Source organism: Nonomuraea sp. NPDC052116, assembly GCF_040680035.1.
Taxonomy (GTDB): domain Bacteria; phylum Actinomycetota; class Actinomycetes; order Streptosporangiales; family Streptosporangiaceae; genus Nonomuraea; species Nonomuraea angiospora_A.
The window spans coordinates 220,672-237,394 of sequence record NZ_JBFAWA010000006.1 but is presented as its reverse complement, the minus strand read 5'-3'; the positions used below and the strand labels follow the sequence as shown (position 1 = coordinate 237,394).

Annotated in this window: 19 protein-coding genes; 9 read left to right on the top strand and 10 right to left on the bottom strand. The window is 71.5% G+C overall.

The window, feature by feature from the left end:
- Positions 1-13: 13 nt before the first annotated feature.
- On the bottom strand, positions 14-835 hold the full coding sequence (locus AB0L65_RS13660) for a helix-turn-helix domain-containing protein (protein WP_364244342.1): 822 nt from the start codon (positions 833-835) through the stop codon (positions 14-16).
- On the opposite strand from AB0L65_RS13660, the gene AB0L65_RS13655 reads away from it, so the two are divergent.
- Complete coding sequence (locus tag AB0L65_RS13655; RefSeq protein ID WP_364244339.1) at positions 834-1,376, top strand: TIGR03086 family metal-binding protein; 543 nt, start codon at positions 834-836, stop codon at positions 1,374-1,376. The two genes, AB0L65_RS13660 and AB0L65_RS13655, sit on opposite strands and share 2 nt — an antisense overlap.
- 275 nt (positions 1,377-1,651) lie before the next feature.
- Here AB0L65_RS13655 and AB0L65_RS13650 read toward each other — a convergent pair whose 3' ends face one another.
- From AB0L65_RS13650 to AB0L65_RS13630, 5 genes are all read right to left on the bottom strand, one after another.
- Positions 1,652-2,566 (bottom strand): polyphosphate polymerase domain-containing protein, encoded by a 915-nt coding sequence (locus tag AB0L65_RS13650; RefSeq protein ID WP_364244337.1) that lies wholly within the window; start codon positions 2,564-2,566, stop codon positions 1,652-1,654.
- 44 nt (positions 2,567-2,610) lie between these two features.
- Complete coding sequence (locus AB0L65_RS13645) at positions 2,611-3,150, bottom strand: DUF4956 domain-containing protein (protein WP_355191456.1); 540 nt, start codon at positions 3,148-3,150, stop codon at positions 2,611-2,613.
- 87 nt (positions 3,151-3,237) lie between these two features.
- Positions 3,238-3,906: a response regulator transcription factor gene (locus tag AB0L65_RS13640; RefSeq protein ID WP_350728600.1), complete on the bottom strand. Its 669-nt coding sequence runs from the start codon at positions 3,904-3,906 to the stop codon at positions 3,238-3,240.
- Positions 3,903-5,306 (bottom strand): ATP-binding protein, encoded by a 1,404-nt coding sequence (locus AB0L65_RS13635; RefSeq protein WP_364244334.1) that lies wholly within the window; start codon positions 5,304-5,306, stop codon positions 3,903-3,905. Before AB0L65_RS13635 ends, AB0L65_RS13640 begins: the two co-directional genes overlap by 4 nt.
- Before the next feature lie 18 nt (positions 5,307-5,324).
- Complete coding sequence (locus AB0L65_RS13630) at positions 5,325-6,014, bottom strand: hypothetical protein (RefSeq protein ID WP_364244331.1); 690 nt, start codon at positions 6,012-6,014, stop codon at positions 5,325-5,327.
- Positions 6,015-6,460: 446 nt separating this feature from the next.
- On the opposite strand from AB0L65_RS13630, the gene AB0L65_RS13625 reads away from it, so the two are divergent.
- Positions 6,461-7,249, top strand: coding sequence for an SDR family NAD(P)-dependent oxidoreductase (locus tag AB0L65_RS13625; RefSeq protein WP_364244328.1), 789 nt, complete (start codon positions 6,461-6,463; stop codon positions 7,247-7,249).
- 297 nt (positions 7,250-7,546) lie between these two features.
- Here AB0L65_RS13625 and AB0L65_RS13620 read toward each other — a convergent pair whose 3' ends face one another.
- Together AB0L65_RS13620 and AB0L65_RS13615 are read right to left on the bottom strand one after the other, a co-directional pair.
- Positions 7,547-8,212: an alpha/beta fold hydrolase gene (locus AB0L65_RS13620; RefSeq protein ID WP_364244325.1), complete on the bottom strand. Its 666-nt coding sequence runs from the start codon at positions 8,210-8,212 to the stop codon at positions 7,547-7,549.
- Between the two features lie 36 nt (positions 8,213-8,248).
- Complete coding sequence (locus tag AB0L65_RS13615) at positions 8,249-9,199, bottom strand: zinc-binding dehydrogenase (RefSeq protein WP_364244322.1); 951 nt, start codon at positions 9,197-9,199, stop codon at positions 8,249-8,251.
- An 80-nt stretch (positions 9,200-9,279) separates the two neighbouring features.
- On the opposite strand from AB0L65_RS13615, the gene AB0L65_RS13610 reads away from it, so the two are divergent.
- From AB0L65_RS13610 to AB0L65_RS13600, 3 genes are all read left to right on the top strand, one after another.
- Positions 9,280-9,885, top strand: coding sequence for a TetR family transcriptional regulator (locus AB0L65_RS13610; RefSeq protein ID WP_364244319.1), 606 nt, complete (start codon positions 9,280-9,282; stop codon positions 9,883-9,885).
- Between the two features lie 176 nt (positions 9,886-10,061).
- Entirely contained in the window at positions 10,062-10,973 is a 912-nt protein-coding gene (locus AB0L65_RS13605; protein ID WP_364244316.1) for a hypothetical protein, read from the top strand.
- Positions 10,970-11,977 carry a hypothetical protein gene (locus AB0L65_RS13600; protein ID WP_364244313.1) on the top strand — a complete coding sequence of 336 codons (1,008 nt, stop codon included), beginning with the start codon at positions 10,970-10,972 and terminating at the stop codon, positions 11,975-11,977. Before AB0L65_RS13605 ends, AB0L65_RS13600 begins: the two co-directional genes overlap by 4 nt.
- A 16-nt stretch (positions 11,978-11,993) precedes the next feature.
- Here the strand turns inward: AB0L65_RS13600 and AB0L65_RS13595 are convergent, their stop codons facing one another.
- Positions 11,994-12,695 carry a helix-turn-helix domain-containing protein gene (locus AB0L65_RS13595; protein WP_364244310.1) on the bottom strand — a complete coding sequence of 234 codons (702 nt, stop codon included), beginning with the start codon at positions 12,693-12,695 and terminating at the stop codon, positions 11,994-11,996.
- A gap of 115 nt (positions 12,696-12,810) precedes the next feature.
- On the opposite strand from AB0L65_RS13595, the gene AB0L65_RS13590 reads away from it, so the two are divergent.
- Positions 12,811-13,968, top strand: coding sequence for an FAD-dependent monooxygenase (locus AB0L65_RS13590; protein WP_364244307.1), 1,158 nt, complete (start codon positions 12,811-12,813; stop codon positions 13,966-13,968).
- Positions 13,969-13,986: 18 nt separating this feature from the next.
- On the opposite strand, the gene AB0L65_RS13585 is transcribed toward AB0L65_RS13590, so the two are convergent.
- Positions 13,987-14,682, bottom strand: coding sequence for a class I SAM-dependent methyltransferase (locus tag AB0L65_RS13585; protein WP_364244304.1), 696 nt, complete (start codon positions 14,680-14,682; stop codon positions 13,987-13,989).
- 84 nt (positions 14,683-14,766) lie between these two features.
- Between AB0L65_RS13585 and AB0L65_RS13580 the strand changes: the two genes are divergently transcribed.
- From AB0L65_RS13580 to AB0L65_RS13570, 3 genes are read left to right on the top strand one after another with little or no spacing between them, the layout of a single operon-like run.
- The gene (locus tag AB0L65_RS13580; protein ID WP_185079465.1) at positions 14,767-14,961 is read left to right on the top strand and encodes a hypothetical protein; all 195 of its coding nucleotides are present in this window, start codon (positions 14,767-14,769) and stop codon (positions 14,959-14,961) included.
- Between the two features lie 3 nt (positions 14,962-14,964).
- Positions 14,965-16,065: a histidine kinase gene (locus AB0L65_RS13575; protein ID WP_364244301.1), complete on the top strand. Its 1,101-nt coding sequence runs from the start codon at positions 14,965-14,967 to the stop codon at positions 16,063-16,065.
- Positions 16,062-16,694 carry a response regulator transcription factor gene (locus tag AB0L65_RS13570; RefSeq protein WP_364244298.1) on the top strand — a complete coding sequence of 211 codons (633 nt, stop codon included), beginning with the start codon at positions 16,062-16,064 and terminating at the stop codon, positions 16,692-16,694. The genes AB0L65_RS13575 and AB0L65_RS13570 overlap by 4 nt, the downstream gene beginning before the upstream one ends.
- The last annotated feature ends 29 nt before the right edge of the window (positions 16,695-16,723 follow it).

The following is a 16,723-nucleotide window of genomic DNA, read 5'->3' as shown; positions in this document are numbered from 1 at the left end:
TATACGCCCGTGCCTATCCTCTGCGGCGGGCGTAGGCCGCGGGTGGCATCCCGACCGCGGCGGTGAAGTCGCGGGTCAAGTGAGCCTGGTCCGTATAGCCGAGTTCGACGGCCAACGTCGCGAGGTCGAGCCCTTCATAAACCCGCTCCGCCGCCTCGTGCAGCCGGAAGCGGCGGATCACCCATTTGGGACCGATGCCGACATAGTCCCGGAACAGCCGCTGCAACGAGCGCACCGACCGCCCCGATCTGGCGGCCAGCTCATCGACCCTGGTCAGGGAGACCTCGTTCTCGGCCATCTCCACCAGCGCCGCGACCTCTTCGGCCAGCGGATCCCGCTCCGGCCCCAGACTCAGCAGGAACCTCTCGACCAGCCCGATGGCGTCCCGGGCATCGGGCTCGGCCAGAACCTGCTCGACCAGCGAGGCGCCCGCCGCGCCGTACATCTCGCCGATCTCCACGAAACGGTCGGTCCACTGCGACACCGGACCGCCGAGGAACGGCCGGAAGCCGCCCGGGCGGAAGCGCGTGCCGAGCACGCGGCCGCTGCCCCGCATCGTGTACGAGAACCCGCCCTTGATCACTCCCGCGAACTGGTGGAAGTCCGTGGTGATCGTCATGTTCACGGTGGGGTGGGAGACGATGCGCTGTTCGTACGGCTGGGCGAGGTCGGTCCACGTGACGACCCAGAAGTGCTCCACAAACGCCGCAATCTCCGCTGATGGCGCCTGTCTGAAGAAATCGAAGGCGTCGAGCCCCGCGTACGGGTCGACCCAGCCGCGCTGTCGCGTTTCTACAAGCCGCGCCTGGGTCAGGCGGGGCATCATGGCTGCCATGGACGACATGATGCCGCTGATGACGCGCGCCACCGAACGGACCGCGGGATTGGTCCGCGCGGTGCGGCCCGAGCAGTTCGGTTCCCGTACGCCCTGCGCGAAGTTCGACGTCAAGGACCTGATCAACCACCTCGAGTGGGTGGCGGACCTGTTCGAGTCGCTGGGCCGCCAGGGGGAGAGGATCGAGCAGGAACCGTACGCGGGCGACTTCCCCGAGCGCGCGGAGCGCACGCTGGCCGTCTGGTCCCGCCCCGAGGCGTGGGAGGGCACCAGCCCCGCCATGGGCCTGCCGATGACCACGCTGGCCCACATGTACCTCGTCGACATGGTCGTACACGGCTGGGACCTGGCCAGAGCCACCGGCCAGGACTACGAGCCGGACGCTGAGACCGTCTCGCGGGCACTCCACTTCACCGACCAGATGGCGGAGATGGGCCGGCAACGCGGCGCCTTCGGCCCACCGGTAGACGTGCCGGACAGCGCCCCGCAATTCGACCGCCTCCTCGGCATCATCGGCCGCGACCCCGCCTGGACCCCGTAAGCCGCTCCACCCTCGACGAGCCGCCGCCGCAACGAAGGGAGACACACCAATCCCCCCGCCCGCCGAACCGATCCGAACGCGACGCCCCCTCTCGCCGAACGAACCGGCACGCGGCGATCCCCCCTCCCGCCGACGCAAACCGTCGCATGGCGCCCCCTCTCTTCGCACGGCGCCCCCTCCCGCCGAGGCAAACCCACACGCAGCGATCCCTCCACCCGCCGAACCAAACCCGAGCACGGCAACCCCCTCCTACCGCACCAAACGTGGACACCGAATCACCCCTGAATGCCGATGCCGAGGCCGCTGCCCCTCCCCCCGGCGTGTGTTCCCCGAGGCGTCGCCCACCGCCCTCCCCGTGCGGCCGCCTGGCCCCAGCACCCTGCCGAGCCCCTGGACACCAGGCGTTGGGCACCCGATTCGGGCCGATGGACGAGATAGCGCTGCAGCACCGGGTGCCAGCGGTTGGCGGGCAGGTTCCGGAGGGCCGCGACGGCCAGGCAGTACTTGCTCACGCTGACCGGCCGCACCCCCAGCCCGCGCAGGACCTTGTCCACCAGCGCCTTCCCGTCGGCGGACTTCGACTCCAGCAGCACCAGGTCGCGGCGCGCCGGTGCGCTGGAGCGCCCGTCGTGGCAGAGCAGGCCCGTGTCGCAGGTGAGCCTGGCCGCGCCCGAGGGGTCGATGAAGGTCACCCGCTTGTAGTCGGTGGCCAGCACCGGCCCCAGCGTCTCCGGGGCGATGAGGTGTAGCTCGGCGAGGAGGGTGTCGCGCACGAAGTCGAACGCCTCCCGGGTGAGCGTCCGGCTCGGCGCGTCGTCGTACGGGATGCGGTGTTTGTCGGTGCTGCCACGGGTGCCGTTGAGCTTGAGCTCCAGCCACCGGCCGCCCCCGTCCAGGTAGGTGCGGGTGCGCAGCTTGAACCTGCGCCGCCGATCCTGCCGGTGCTGGTGGAAGGTGAGCAGGTCAGGCGTGTCGAAGTACGTCGATGTGTAGCGGAACTGGCGTCGTGCCCCGATGCGCAGCACGGCGAACCGGTCTCCCAGCTCGGCCGCGAGTGCCGCCATGGTGGCGGCCGTCACGATGTATTTGCGATCGACCCGGCTCATCAGCTCCGGCACGTCCTCGAGCCCGATCGGCGCCACCTCGGCCGCGATCCCGGCCAGCAGCACGTCCGCGTCCAACTCACCCATCACCACACCTCCACCACCTTCTGCATGACTCCGGCTCACGGGGTTCAGCGGACGCCGGCCCGTTGGGGAGGGGCCACGTAGCGGACGTCGACCACCGTTATGTCGCGGACGTAGTCGATCTGGGTGACCACGTAGTGGAGGACGTGTGCCCGCAGGCGGCTCTCCAGGTCGACCCGGAGCAGGTCCGGGTCCGAGTGGACGACGTCCAGGGTGATGACCTGGTGGCGGGTACGGCCGAGCAGGGCCGGGTGGTCGGCGACGTACATCACCACCAGCAGGACGCCGTCCAGCAGGAGGGCGGTCAGCGGCCACGCCCCCGCGATGCCGTTGACCAGGCCCAGCACGATGGCGATGAAGTAGTAGGCGATCTCCTGCTGGGTGATCTCGCTGGAGCGGAGGCGGATGATCGACAGGACGCCGAACAGGCCGAAGCCGACGGCGACGTCGACGCGCTGGACGAGCAGGAGCGAAACCACCGCGAAGATGCCCACGTTGAGTGCCACGTAGGCGAAGAGCAGGTCACGTCGATGATGTCGCCGGTAGTAGAGGCCATAGGCCAGGGCGACGATCGACGCGAGATCCATTACCAGTCCGGCTGTCACGGCGCTCCCTCCGTCGGTGCTGCTGAGAACAGCTTTTCGGAACGGGGTGAAGCGGGGGTGAGGTGATGATTAGGCGGCTCTCATGCGGTAGCCGGTGCCGCGGACGGTCTCGATGCGGTCGGCGCCGATCTTGCGGCGTAGGTAGCGTACGTAGACGTCCACCACGTTGGAGCCGGGGTCGAAGTCGAAGCCCCACACGTGGCTGAGAAGCTGTTCGCGCGTCAGGACCTGGTCGGGATGCCGGCAGAAGATCTCCGCCAGCGCGAACTCCCTGGTCGACAGGTCCACCGCCCGGTCCCCGACGTACGCCCGCCGCGTACGCAGATCCAGCGACAGATCCGACACCCGCAGCACGGTCACCTCCGGCGTGCGGTCGGCGCGCACGCGCAGCCGCAGCCGCACCCTGGCCAGGAGTTCCTCGAAGGCGAAGGGCTTGGCGATGTAGTCGTCCGCGCCGCCCTCAAGCCCTGCCACGGTGTCGCTCACGCTGTCGCGGGCGGTCAGGATGATCACCGGCATGGCCACCCTGGACTGCCGCAGCCTCCGCAACACCGTGAACCCGTCGCTCAGCGGCAGCCCGATGTCCAGGATGAGCAGGTCGAACCCGCCCGCGCAGGCCAGGTCGTACGCCGCGACCCCGTCCGTGACCACGGCGGTCACGAAGCCGTTGGCCCGCAGCCCCTTCTCCACGAACGACGCGATCCTTGCCTCGTCCTCGGCGATCAGTATCCGGTTCATCCCAGCCTCCAGAGCTCCCACAGCGGGATGGACATGACGAAACGGGCTCCGCCGCCCTGGGCCTCCGTCACCTTGACGTTGCCGCCGTGGGCCTCGGCGATCGATCTGACGATGGCCAGGCCCAGACCGGCGCCTTCGTACGTCACGGTGCGGCCCGCGCCGCGCACGAACCGTCCGAAGATCCGCTCGCGCTCCGCGGGCGCCACCCCGGGGCCGCTGTCGCGTACCCACAGCTCGACCCACCCGTCGCGGACGGCGGAGCCGACGGCGATCAGGTCGTCGTCGGTGGTGTGGCGGACGGCGTTGGCCACGAGCTGCATGAGCGCCTGCGTGAGCCGCTGGCGGTCGGCGGGCACGCGGGCCTCGGCCACCTCGTCGACCCGCCAGCGCCGGTTACCGAGCGCGCGGGCCTTGGCGACGACGCTGACCGTGAGGTCGGCCACCTCGACGTCGTGTATGTCGAGAAAGCCCGGCTGCTCCGCCTTGGCGAGGGTGAGGAGGTCTTCGACGATGCGGTTCATCCGGTCGAGCTCGTCGGTGACCAGGGCGAGCGTCTCCGCGCGATCGCGCGGATCGTCTCCCATGAGCTCCAGGTGGCCGCGGACGACGGTGATCGGCGTACGCAGCTCGTGGCCGGCGTCGTCCATGAAGTGCCGCTGCACGACGAAGGCGTTCTCGAGCCGGTCGAGCATGTGGTTGAACGTCGCGGCCAGCGCGGCCACGTCGTCGTCGCCCGGCACGTCGAGCCGGCGCGTGAGATCGGTGGAGTCGCTGATCTGCTCGGCCGTCTGGCTGATCAACCGGACCGGCGCCAGGACCCGCCCCGCCACGAACCACCCGGCCGCCCCCGCTAACGCCAGCGCCGCGAGCGCGGACAGCCCGAGGACCCGAACCGCGTCCACGATCTCGTCGCGGTGGCGATCGTAGAGGATCGCCACGACGAGGTGGCCCGGGCGGGGGTCGGGCTTCACCGTCACCGGGATCACCGCATAATGGACCGTTCCTTTCGGGCTCTCGATCTCACCGCCGCCGGGCTTGACGGCCGTGGCCAGCCGCGCGACCAGCGCGTCGTCGATGTCGAGGCGTACGGGTGGCGGGATCGCGGTGATCTTGTGCGCCTTGCCGTCGACGATGCTGAAGAACGTCTCCCACCTGTCGGGCGCGTTGAGCGCCAGATATCCCGTGAGCAGCTCTCCCACGTCGGTGATCGTGCGGCCGGTCTCCGGGTCGCGCGCGGTCGCGGCGTACCGGCGCAGCTTCTCCGCCTCGTTGCTGAGCTCGAGGTTCGTACGGTCGTCGAGACGAGCCAGCAGGATGGTCCAGGTCGCGAAGATCGAGACCGCGAGGGCGAGGCCGACGACGGCGAGCATCCAGCCCACGATCCGGGCACGGGCGCTCACCCGCATTCGATCGCCTGGTCAGTCGTCGCCGTCATCGTCGTCTCCACCGCCACCGTCGTCGTCATCATCGTCACCGCCGCCCGGTCTCGGCGCCGGCGGTCTGACCGGCTCGGCCCTGGTCTGGCGCGGGGCGGGCCGCACGGCGGTCCCGCGCGCCGCGGCCTCGTCGCCGTCGCGCGACCCGGTGGCCCTTGCGGGTCTCGGGCCGGTGCTCGTGCCGACCTTCGGCCTGGTGCTCGCGGTGGGTTTCGGTTTCACGCCTGTGGTGGGCTGTGGCCTCACCCCGGCCGCGGGCTGGGACCCGGCGTCGGCGGCCGGCCGGGATCCTGCGTCAGCGGCAGGCTGGGATCCGGCATTCGTGGCAGGCCCGGACCTGGCATCGGCGGCCGACCGTGACGCCGTGTCCGTGGCGGGCGGTGGCGTCGTGCCCGCGGTGGGCTCCTGTTTCGTGCCTGGGGTGAGCTCCGGTCTCGCGCCCGGGGTGAGGCCTGGTTTCGCGCCCGGGGTCGGCGGGCCGGAGCCCGGCCCGGGGGCGCCGCTCCCCGCGGGGGCCGACATGCCGGCCTCGCCCAGCGCGGGCGTGTGTGACACCACGACGGCCTCGCCCAGATCGGGCTCGCTGTCGGCCGCGCGCACCAGCCCCACCGACATGAACCCCGCCATCGCCGCGGCCAAGGCGAGGAGGACCAACGTTCCCCGATGCTTCATGACCTTGACCTTGACGCCCTTCGAGGAGACCACGCTGAAGCCCAGATGAGAAACCTCTCATCTGATCACGCCGAGCCGCAGTAGAATCACGCTCTAATTGCTGGGGTTCGTCGCCCATACCGCCTCTTCTCGGGCGGGGGTTTCCCACGGGAGGCGTTCAGGGTGGGTTCGCCTTCTCGGGCAGGGTTCCCGGCGGGAGGCAGTCAGGGTGGGCTCGCCTTCTCGGGCGGGGGTTCCCGACCGGAGGCGTTCAGGGTGGGTTCGGCTTCTCTGGCGGGGTTCCGGCGGGAGGCAATCAGGGTGGATTCTGCCTGGGAGGTCGAGCTTCGGCTGAAGCGGTCAGAGGCGGTCGAGATACGCAAGGGCGGAGTCGTTCCCGGCAAGGGCGGGGCGGTGGAAGTGCCTGCCCGGCACGGCGGACGTGCTCGGGACCGGAAGGAGTGCAGATGCGGGTACGGGACAAGGTCGTCGTCGTCACGGGTGCGGCCGGTGGGATCGGGAGGGCGATGGCGCTCAGGTTCGCCGCCGAAGGAGCGGCCGGGGTCGTCGTCGCGGACCTCGACGAGGCCGGGGCGATCGCAGTGGCCAAGGAGATCGGTGATCGCGCCACCGCAGTACGCGTGGACGTGTCCTCGGAGCCGGAGGTGGCCGCCCTGGCCGAGACCCCGTTCGGGCCGGTCGACCTGTTCTGCTCCAACGCCGGCATCATCGGGGGTCACGGCCTGGACGCCCCCGACCAGGAGTGGAGCCGCCTGTACGCGGTGAACGTGCTGGCCCACGTGTACGCCGCCCGCGCCGTCGTGCCCTCCATGATCGCCCGAGGCGGCGGCTACCTGCTGAACACCTGCTCCGCCGCGGGCCTGATCAGCTGCCCCGGCGACGCCCCGTACGCGGTGACGAAGGCGGCGGCGATCGCGTTCGCCGAGTGGGTGGCCATCCACTACGCCTCGCGGGGCATCAAGGTCAGCGTCCTGTGCCCGCAGGGCGTGCGTACCGGCATGCTGGAGCAGGGGCTGGAGGAGGACCATCTGACCGCGAGGGCAGTGGCCGCCTCGGGCACCATCCTCGATCCGTCGGACGTGGCCACCGCGGTCGTCGAGGGCCTCGAAGCGGAGCGCTTCCACATCTTCCCGCACCCGGAGGTGGCCGAGTTCGTCCACCGCAAGGCCGAGAACCCTGACCGATGGCTGGCCGGAATGTCGCGCTTCGTGGACTCCCTGACCTCTACCCCCTGACCCCGACCCCCTGACCCCGACTCTCCGGCATCGACTCTCGGACATCGGATTACCGAGCCGCGGATGCCGGGCGCCGATCGCGCACGGAGCACCCGGCTGCGATCGGCGATTCGGCTGCTGGGGGTTCGGCCGTCAGCGGTTCGGCGGTTCATCCGTCGGCGGTTCGTCCGCCGGTGGTTCGGCGGTCGGCGGTTCGACGGCCAGCGGCTTACGTTGGAGGAGTTCGAGCGGCGGCCGAGCGGGATGCTCGGTGATCGCACGTTCGGCGAGGCCGCGCCGAACGGTCCGGTGGACGTGCTAGGCGACGTCGAGCAGGATCTCCAGCAGGTCCTGTGGTGCGTCGCGCATGAGGTTGTGCGCGCTGGCCACCGCGTGCGTAGTCCACGCGGGGTCGTGGCGCAGCCGCTCGTAGACGGATGTGAACGGCGACTCCCCCTCCCATCCCGCCGCGTACACGTACTCCCTGCGGCGCACGTGCGCGAGATCCCCGGCGAGCCGGAGCGGCTGGAGCAGCGAGGCGATCGGATGGGCCGTGGCGCGCGGGTCGAAGAACGGCAGCGGCCGGGTCGCGTAACCGCTGTCCACCACGTCCACGTACCATCGCCGCTCCTGATCGGTGACGAGGCTCCAGCAGGAGTCCCCGTGGCCGGGCACTACGGCGTCGAGGTAGACCAGGTCGCGCACCCGCTCGGGCGCGCGGTCGGCGGCCCCGGTGATCACCATCCCGCCGTAGCTGTGGCCGACCAGGATCGCTTCGGTGAGGTTCTCGGCGGCCAGGACGCCGGTCACGTCCTGGATGTGCGTGTCGAGGTTCACCCCGCCGGTCAGCAGGTGGCTGCGCTCGGCGATGCCGGTCAGGGTCAGCGGGTACGCGCGATGCCCCCGGCTCCGCAACTGCTCGGCGAGCTCGTCGAAGCACCAGCCGCCATGACACATTCCGGGGATCAAGACAAATATCGCCACAAGTCCGGATCCTAACAGAGATCGAACCGATCGGTTCTATCTTGTCGGGTCGAGGACGAGCTTGCCGACGGTCCGGCGGCCGCGCAGGTCCGCGTGCACGCGCCGTACCTCCGACATCGGGTGGTCGCCGCCGTGGACCACGCGCAGCTCCCCCGCCGCGACCTGCCCGGACATCTCCATGTACGCCTTGCCGAGGACCTCCGGGTACGCGAGGGCGTTCATCAGCCAGAAGCCGCTGACCGTGGCCGAACGGCGCTGCAGGTCACGCGGCGGCACCGGGGCGGGCTCGACCCCGCCCGCCATCCCGTAGTAGGCGAGCCTGCCGAACGGGGCCAGCGCGGCAAGGCTCTGGTCGGTGACGCGGCCGCCCGTCATCTCCAGGACCACGTCGACGGGTTCGCCGTGGTTCGCCGCCCGCAACGCCCCGGTGAGGTCGTCCGCCGCGGGGTCCACGGCGGCGTCCGCGCCGAGGGACAACGCGAATTCGCGCTTGTCCGGCGTGCCGGCCGTGGCGATGACGCGGGCGCCGCGCAGCTTGGCCAGCTGTACGGCCAGCGAGCCGACCCCGCCCGCCGCCGCGTGGACGACCACGCTCTCCCCCGGCCGCACCCGCGCGATGCGATTGATCAGCCACCAGGCGGTCAACCCTTGGACGAGCAGCGCGATGGCGGTCACGTCGTCCACCCCGTCGGGCACCGGGAAGGCGCTGTCCTCCGCCACCACGGCCTTCTCGGCGTACCCGCCGTCGGAGATCATCGCGGCCAGCCGTCGCCCGTCCGCGGTCCGGCCGACGACCTCGATCCCGGGGATCAGCGGCAGCGTGACGGCGGCGATGTAGCGGTTCTCGCGCAGGAGCGCGTCGGCGAAGTTCACCCCGCATCGCGCCACGTCGATGAGGACCTGACCGGCTCCCGGCCGGGGCTCGGGCACCTCTCGCACGGCCACGACCTCGGGCCCGCCGAACTCGGTTATCTGCACCGCTCGCATGTCCAGCTCCTTGGAATGGAGTACCTAAGTGGTACTGCGTACCATAATGGATCGAAGTACAGGACGACTAGACTGAGGCGGTGCCCCGATCCACCCTCCGCGCCCGCAACCAGCAGCGAGCCCGTGACGAGATCGTCGCGGCCGCGTACGAGCTGTTCGCCGAACGCGACTACGCCGGCGTGACGGTCGCGGACATCGCCGATCGGGCCGGGGTCGGCCGCACCACGTTCTTCCGCTATTTCGGCGACAAGCAGGAGGCCGTCTTCGCCGGCGAGGAGGAACTGCTGGACGACATCGCCCGGCGACACCGCGAGCTGCGGCTCGACCGTCCGCCGTCGCTGCCGGAGGCGCTCGCGCTGCTGCGCGACACCGTGGCGGCGGTCTGCGCATGGGCGACGCGGGACACCGACCGCTACGTCCTGCGCGAACGGCTGATCGCGGCGAACCCCGAGCTGGACGACCGCGCGGCCCGCAAACAGCGACGCCTCGTCGAGCTGGCCGGCGAGCTCCTGCGGCAGCAGGGCGCCTCGGCGGAGACCGCCGCGCTGGCCCCGCAGGTGGCGCTGGCCTGCTACAAGGCCGGCCACGAGGTCGCGGCGGGCGACCCGGCCGCGCTGTGGCCGAGCGTCGGTGCGGCCTTCGACCAGCTCGGCGTCACCTCAGGCACTGGGCCGCCCCAGACCTGAGGGCTCGGCATCCCCTCAGACGCCGAGCGGGACCCGACCTGAGGGCTGGAGACGGTGACCGTCACGCCGCCCTCCGGGGAACGTCGCTTTGAGTAAGGGGGTACTCATGCGATCCCAGCCGGAGGAGCCGATTCTGGGGCTTGATGAGGGATCGGCGACGCGCTCCAGGAGGATCCATGACGCCATCGCGGGCACGCATGCTCATCATGGCCGGAATCCTCGGCCTCGTGGCGGTCCTCGGGATCGCCTGGCTGGCCGGCGTCGCCACCGGCAACGGCGCGGAGCCGGTGGCCGGCACCGGGACGAACGCCACCGCGGACGCCCCGGACGGCTCGGCGGACGCACCCGACGACGGTACGGCAAGCAGCGCGCCCGACGACGGCAGCTCGGCGACCGGAGTGCCCGACGGCTCGACCGGTCAGGGCAAGGATGCCGACGGGCAACCGACCGGCGACAGGTCCACGCCTCCGGGGACGCGCAACAACCGCCGCAGCGTCCACTGGAACGGCGTGCACCTCGACGGCTCCCCCGGCGACGACGGTTGCGTCACCATCATCAACAAGACCTCCACCGTCGGGACGATCGAGTCCGTCTCCTTCACCGTGCAGTCGGGCCCCGGCCGCGCCACGGCCCGATCGGCCCCCGGCCACTGCGACCCCACCGGCGACCCCTTGTGCCAGGGGGTCCAGCTGAGGGCCGGTTCCCAGTGCCTCGCGGGCGCGATCATCACGGGCGAGGCCTCTGACCGCCCGTACGTCATCCAGGCGGTGGTCCACTTCCGCTACCTGTGCGTCAACGTCGAGGACGCGCCCTGCGACCAGGTCCGCGACTGGGGCGGCCCGCCGCCGACGGCGGAGACGCCGGTGGAGGTGACCGGCCAGACATCCAACAACGTTCCGCAGTTCTCGTACTACATCGGCGATTCGGGCACCTCCTCCGAGGAGTCCCCGACGCCGTCGCCGAACGACGACACCGGCACCTCCACCGACGACTCGGGCACCTCTCAGGAGGACTCGGACTCCGGATCGCAGGACGACGGGCCGGATACGGCGGATGACGGCACGACCACGGCTCCGGAGGGAGAGTGACCACCACGCACGAGCCCGCAAGCAAGACCGCAACGGGGCAGGAGCCGACGACCGAGCGGGGGACGGCACCCGAGCAGGAGACGGCGAGCGCGCAAGAGACGACACCCCGGCAGGAGACGGCGAGCGCGCCGGAGGCGGCATCCGGGCAGGAGGCGGTTTCGGCGCGGGTGCGGCAACTCGCCGAGGCCGTAGGCCCCACCACGCTGGCGACCGCGCTGCTGATCTACTTCGGCTACGTCGCAACCCGCGCCCGCTTCGACTACTTCGGCATATCCCTCGACATGACCGGCCTGTCCAACCAGAGCCTGCTCCTCGACGGCCTCGAAGTCGTGCACGTCCCGGCCGCCCTGATCTGCCTCGGCGCGCTGCTGGTCATCGCCGTCCACGCCACCGTCTCCCGGCAGCTCGCCCGCCGCCCCGGCGACACCGTCAACACCTTCCTGGCCGCCGGCTTCACGCTCGTCGGACTGCTCCTGATCGGCCGCGCGATGATCGGCATCTTCCTCGGGGACGCCGACACCAGCGTCGTCATCGGCGCGACGCCGCTCGCGCTGGCGTCCGGCCCGGCCATGATGGCGTACGGGATCCACGTCCACGGCAAGAACCGCGGCCGCCCGCTCATGTCACCCCGCCTGGCCAGGAACGGCGTGCTGAGCGTGCTGGGCCTGGCCGTCGCCGGCCTGTTCTGGGCCTCGACCACGGTCGCGTGGGCCTACGGCACCGGCCGGGGCGAGCAGGACGCGCACGACCTGCCCAGACGCGCCGAGGTCATCCTCGACATGAAGGAGCCGCTGCAGGACGTACCTCCCGGCATCACCCATATCCGGCTGAAGACCACCGGCAAGGACGCGAGCTTCGCGCACCGCTACCGCGGCTTCCGGCTCCTGCTCGCCTCCGGCGGCCGGCTGTTCCTGGTCAATCCGGAGTGGAAGCTCGGCCGCGACCAGACGATCGTGGTCCCGTACGACAACGGCATCCGCGTCCAGCTGATCTCCCAGCCCTGACCAGCGCGCCGGCGCTCTACCCCTCGGGGATGCCGGACTCGGCGCGGTCGGCGTCGATCACGTCGCCGAGCAAGGTGACCACGGCCGCGGCGACGTCCCGCAGTGTGGCGTCGGGGACTTCGGACTCGGTCTCGAACGCCCGCCGGACGGTACGAGAGAGCAGGTCCGCCCGCTGCTCCCGGCCGTCCGAGGCGCCCCCCGCCCGCAGGAACCCCTCGAACGTCGCCTGGTAGGCGAACCCGAGCTCATCGACGCTCATGTCGTCGCGGAGCAGGCCGTGCTCGGCGAGCAGCCCCAGGTAGTCGCGGGCCATGGCGCCGTGCCGCTCGTCGCGGGCCAGGTCGGGGGAGCTGGTCAGCTTGCCGACCAGGTCGGGGTCGGCCAGGAGGAAGCTGAGCAGCAGCGGCCGGTTCGCGATGGCCAGGAAATAGGCACGCGCGAACCGGTGCAGCAGGCATGCCCGCGGATCCTCCCGGAGCGCCTGGCGCAGCTCGTCCATCGCCCGGAGCACCTCACGCGCGAAGACCGCGCCGAACAGCAGCTCCCGGGTCTTCCAGTGCAGGTAGACGGTCCCCTTGCCGATGCCGGCCCCGGCGGCCACGTCGTCGATGGTCACCCGCCGGTAGCCGTGGCGCAGCAGCAGCTCCGCCGCCACCTCGAGGATCCGCGCTGCCCGTTCGGCTCGCTGCCGCGGGTCTCGGAGTCGTTCGGCGCTCACCCGCAGACCATATGACCAAATGCGAAATCTGGTCAACTCACTAACTAGCGATTGACTAACTTTCAAATCGCGTCATATGGTCACGTCGAAACCACAGCAACCCGAGGAGTGAGTCATGAAGACAGTCCTGATCTCCGGAGCCGGCATCGGCGGCACCACGCTGGCGTACTGGCTGGCGCGGCACGGCTTCCGGCCCACCGTCGTCGAGCGCGCCACTGGCCTGCGCTCCAGCGGCAACCCCGTGGACGTCCGCGGCCCCGCCGTGACCGTGGCCGACCGCATGGGCGTGATGCCGCGGCTGCGCGAGGCGGCCACGCAGGTGACGGCGCTGAGCTTCGTCAACGCCTCCGGCCGCCAGGTCGGGCGGGTCAACATGCGGGCGCTGCGGCAGGCGTCCGGCAGCCGGGAGGTGGAGGTGACGCGTACCGACCTGGCGGCCATCCTGTACGAGGCGAGCCGCGACTCGGCCGAGGTCCTGTTCGGCGACACGATGACCGCGCTGAGCCAGGACGGCGACGGCGTGGACGTCACCTTCGAGAAGGCCGCGCCGCGCCGGTTCGACCTCGTCGTCGGAGCCGACGGGCTCCACTCGACGACCCGGCGGCTGGCCTTCGGGCCCGAGTCCGCGTTCGTCCGCCACATGGGCCTCTACGTCGCGACGATGCAGCTCGACGGCCCGGCCGGCAACCAGCGGGACGTCGTCCTGCACAACGCCCCCGGCCGGCTGGCCTCCGTCCACCCCGTCCACGGCCGCGCCCTGGCGGCCTTCATCTTCCGTCACCCGGAGGTGCGGGGCTTCAACCACCGCGACCTCGCGCAGCACAAGCGGATCCTGACCGACGCCTACGCCGGTGACGGGTGGCGCGTGCCCGAGCTGCTGGACCAGGTCCGCGCCACCGACGACCTCTGGTTCGACTCCGTCAGCCAGGTGCGCCTCGACTCCTGGGCCAAGGGTCGCGTGGCGCTGCTGGGCGACGCGGCCTCGTCGGTGTCGCTGTTCGGCGACGGCTCCACCCTGGCCATGGCCGGCGCCTACACCCTCGCCGAGGAGCTGGCCGCCACCCCCGCCGACCCGCGATCGGCCCTCGCGCGGTACGAGGCCGAGCACCGCACCCTGGTGGACCCGCGCCAGGGGAACGTCGCGACGGCCGCGGCCATGATGGTCCCCGCCACCCGCGCCGGGATCGCCGCACGCAACCTGGCGAGCCGCTTCTGGCCGACCGCGGCAGCCGCCTCATGGGTCCGCAACCGGCTCACCCCGGTGGCCGTCTGAAGAACCCCGCGGCCGCGGTCAGGGGCGTACGAGCCTGACGGCGAGGAAGGACGGCCGCTCGTTCAGCTTGTCGTAGGCGGCCTCGTCGATCTCCCGCAGGGCGGCCACCGGACGCGGCTCGACGACCCGTTCCAGGACGAACCCGGCGGCCAGCAGCTCCCCCAGGAAGACCTCCAGCGACATCCGCTGGAAGTGGATCGAGAACGGGCCGTCGCCCACGGGAAGCTCGACCCAGTCGGCGGCGTGGTACGAGCCCCCGAAGTGCTGCCAGTCGGCGGTCGGATGGCCGGTCGAGACCACGAGCCACCCTCCCGGCCGCAGCACCCGGCGCAGCTCGCCAAGCAACTGCGCGCGACGGGTGACGTGGGGATACACCAGCGCGCACACGGCCCCGTCGAACGACGCGTCATCGGCGAAGTCCAGCGGCTCCTCCAGATCGCGCAGAAGGAGCTCGGCCCGCTCCCCCACCCGGGCCCGCGCGTGGCCCAGCAGCGCAGCGCTCCCGTCGACACCGACCACCTCGGCCCCGCGAGCCAGCAGCTCGGCCGCGTAGTGCCCGGCTCCGCACCCGACGTCGAGAACCCTCGCCCCGGCGAGGTCACCGGCGAGCTCCAGCATCGCGGGCCGGTCGACGTAGGCGTTGTACGGACTCGTGGTGGCATGCTCGGCGAACTGGTCTCCGAGCGCGCCGTGGTAAGCGGTCTCCGGGGGCATCAGCCCATCATGACAGCGCCTCCACCCTGCTCTCCACCCTTCGGAGGTGTCGCTCCACCCCGCCCCGTCCCTACCGTCCCAGGTATGGACAAGCACTCTGGACGGCCGGGCAGCCTCTGGCTCGAACTGCTGCACCGGCTCCTGGACGCCAACGGGGGAAAGATGAACGGCAAGTTCCTGCTCGCGATCGTCGTCGTGGCGCTGCTGGTGGTCGTCGGTTTCGTGGCCTTCCGGCTTATCTTGGTGGACATGATTCTGACCTTGAAGGACTCGCGCTAGGCGATGCGAGAGGTGTGGGGGCGGGTCGTACGGCTCCTGGCGGCCGACGACCCCGAGACGGGGCGCCTGGTCAGGCTGCTGCTGAGCCTGGTCCTCGCCTGGTCGCTGGTGGCCGCCGAGCCCGATCGCGTCCCCGCGCTGCTGTGGTCCGCGCTCGGCGTGTCGATGGCGTGCTGGCTCGCCTTCGTCCTGCTCGACGGCCGGTTCCCGCGCGTGGCCGTGGCCGCGCTGGCGGCGGGTTCTGCGGTCGCGGCGTCGGTGTCGGGGTCGGTCGAGCCGGCGCCGACGGTGTTCGTGTTCGCGATGTTGCTGCTGTTCGCGGCGCACATGACGCCGAGCATGGCGGCGATCGCCGCGGTCACCGCGACCGACCTGGTGCTCATGGTCGGCAGCCTGCTGTGGTGGGAGCAGCCGCGATCGGCGATCATGGTCCGCGGGACGGTCGTGATGCTGACCGTGCTCTTCGCGCTGCAGCGGCGCCAGTACCGGCAGGCCCAGCACGACCGGGCCAGGGCCATGGCGCTCGACGAGCGGACCCGCATCGCCAGGGAGCTGCACGACGTGCTCGCGCACTCCCTCGGCGCCCTGGGGGTGCAGCTGGAGGTCGCCGAGGCCATGCTCACCGAGCGGGGCGACGTGGAGGGGGCGGTGGCGCGCATCCGCAGAGCGCGGGCGCTGGCCAGGGAAGGGCTGGTCGAGGCCCGTTCGGCGGTGGCGGCGCTGCGTGAGGACGTGCTGCCGCTGCCCGACGCGCTGAGCCTGCTGGTCACCGAGCACCGCAGGGACCACGAGGTGCCGGCCGAGCTGCGTACGACGGGCACGCGGCGGCCGATCACCCCGGCGGCGGAGGTCTGCCTGCTGCGTACGGCCCGCGAGGCGCTCACCAACGCCGCCAAGCACGCGCCGGGCGAGCCGGTCACGGTGGAGATCGGCTACGGTGAGGGCGCCGTCCGGCTGGTGGTGCGCAATCCGTACGCGGCCGCGGCGCCGTCATCCGGGCACGGGCTGCAGGGCATGCGCGAGCGGCTGGCGCTCGCGGGCGGGACGCTGAGCGCGGGGCCGTCGGGGGGCCTGTGGGAGGTACGGGCGGAGGTGCCGGAATGAAGGTCCTGGTCGTGGACGACCAGCAGCTCATGCGCGAGGGCCTGGTGGCGCTGCTGGACCTGGTCGACGACGTGGACGTGGTGGGCGACGCCGGAAACGGCGAAGAGGCCCTGCGCCTGGTGGCCGAGCTGCGTCCCGACGTCGTGCTGATGGACCTGCGCATGCCCGTGATGGACGGCGTCGAGGCCACGCGGCGGATCGCCCGCGCGCATCCGGAGGTGGCCGTCGTGGTGCTGACGACGTACGACGACGACCGGTCCGTGGACTCCGCCCTGCTGGCCGGGGCCTGCGGCTACCTCACCAAGGACGCCGGGCGCGCGGAGATCGCCGCCGCCCTGCGCTCGGCCGCCGCCGGGCAGTCGACGTTCTCGGCCGCGGTGTCCCGCCGGCTGGTGGACGCGCTCTCCCGTGCCGCGCCGCCGCCGGTCTCGGCGTGTCCCGACGGGCTGACCGTACGGGAGGTCGAGGTGCTGAGGCTCGTCGCCGGGGGGATGAGCAACGCGGAGATCGGCTCGGCGCTCTTCATTGCGGAGACGACGGTCAAGACGCACATCAACAACGCCTTCGCCAAGATCGGCGTACGCAACCGCACGGAGGCCGCCGCCTACGCGCGCGACAGCCTCCTGTAGCGCCTGCGCCAGGGCCAGCGGGCCGATGG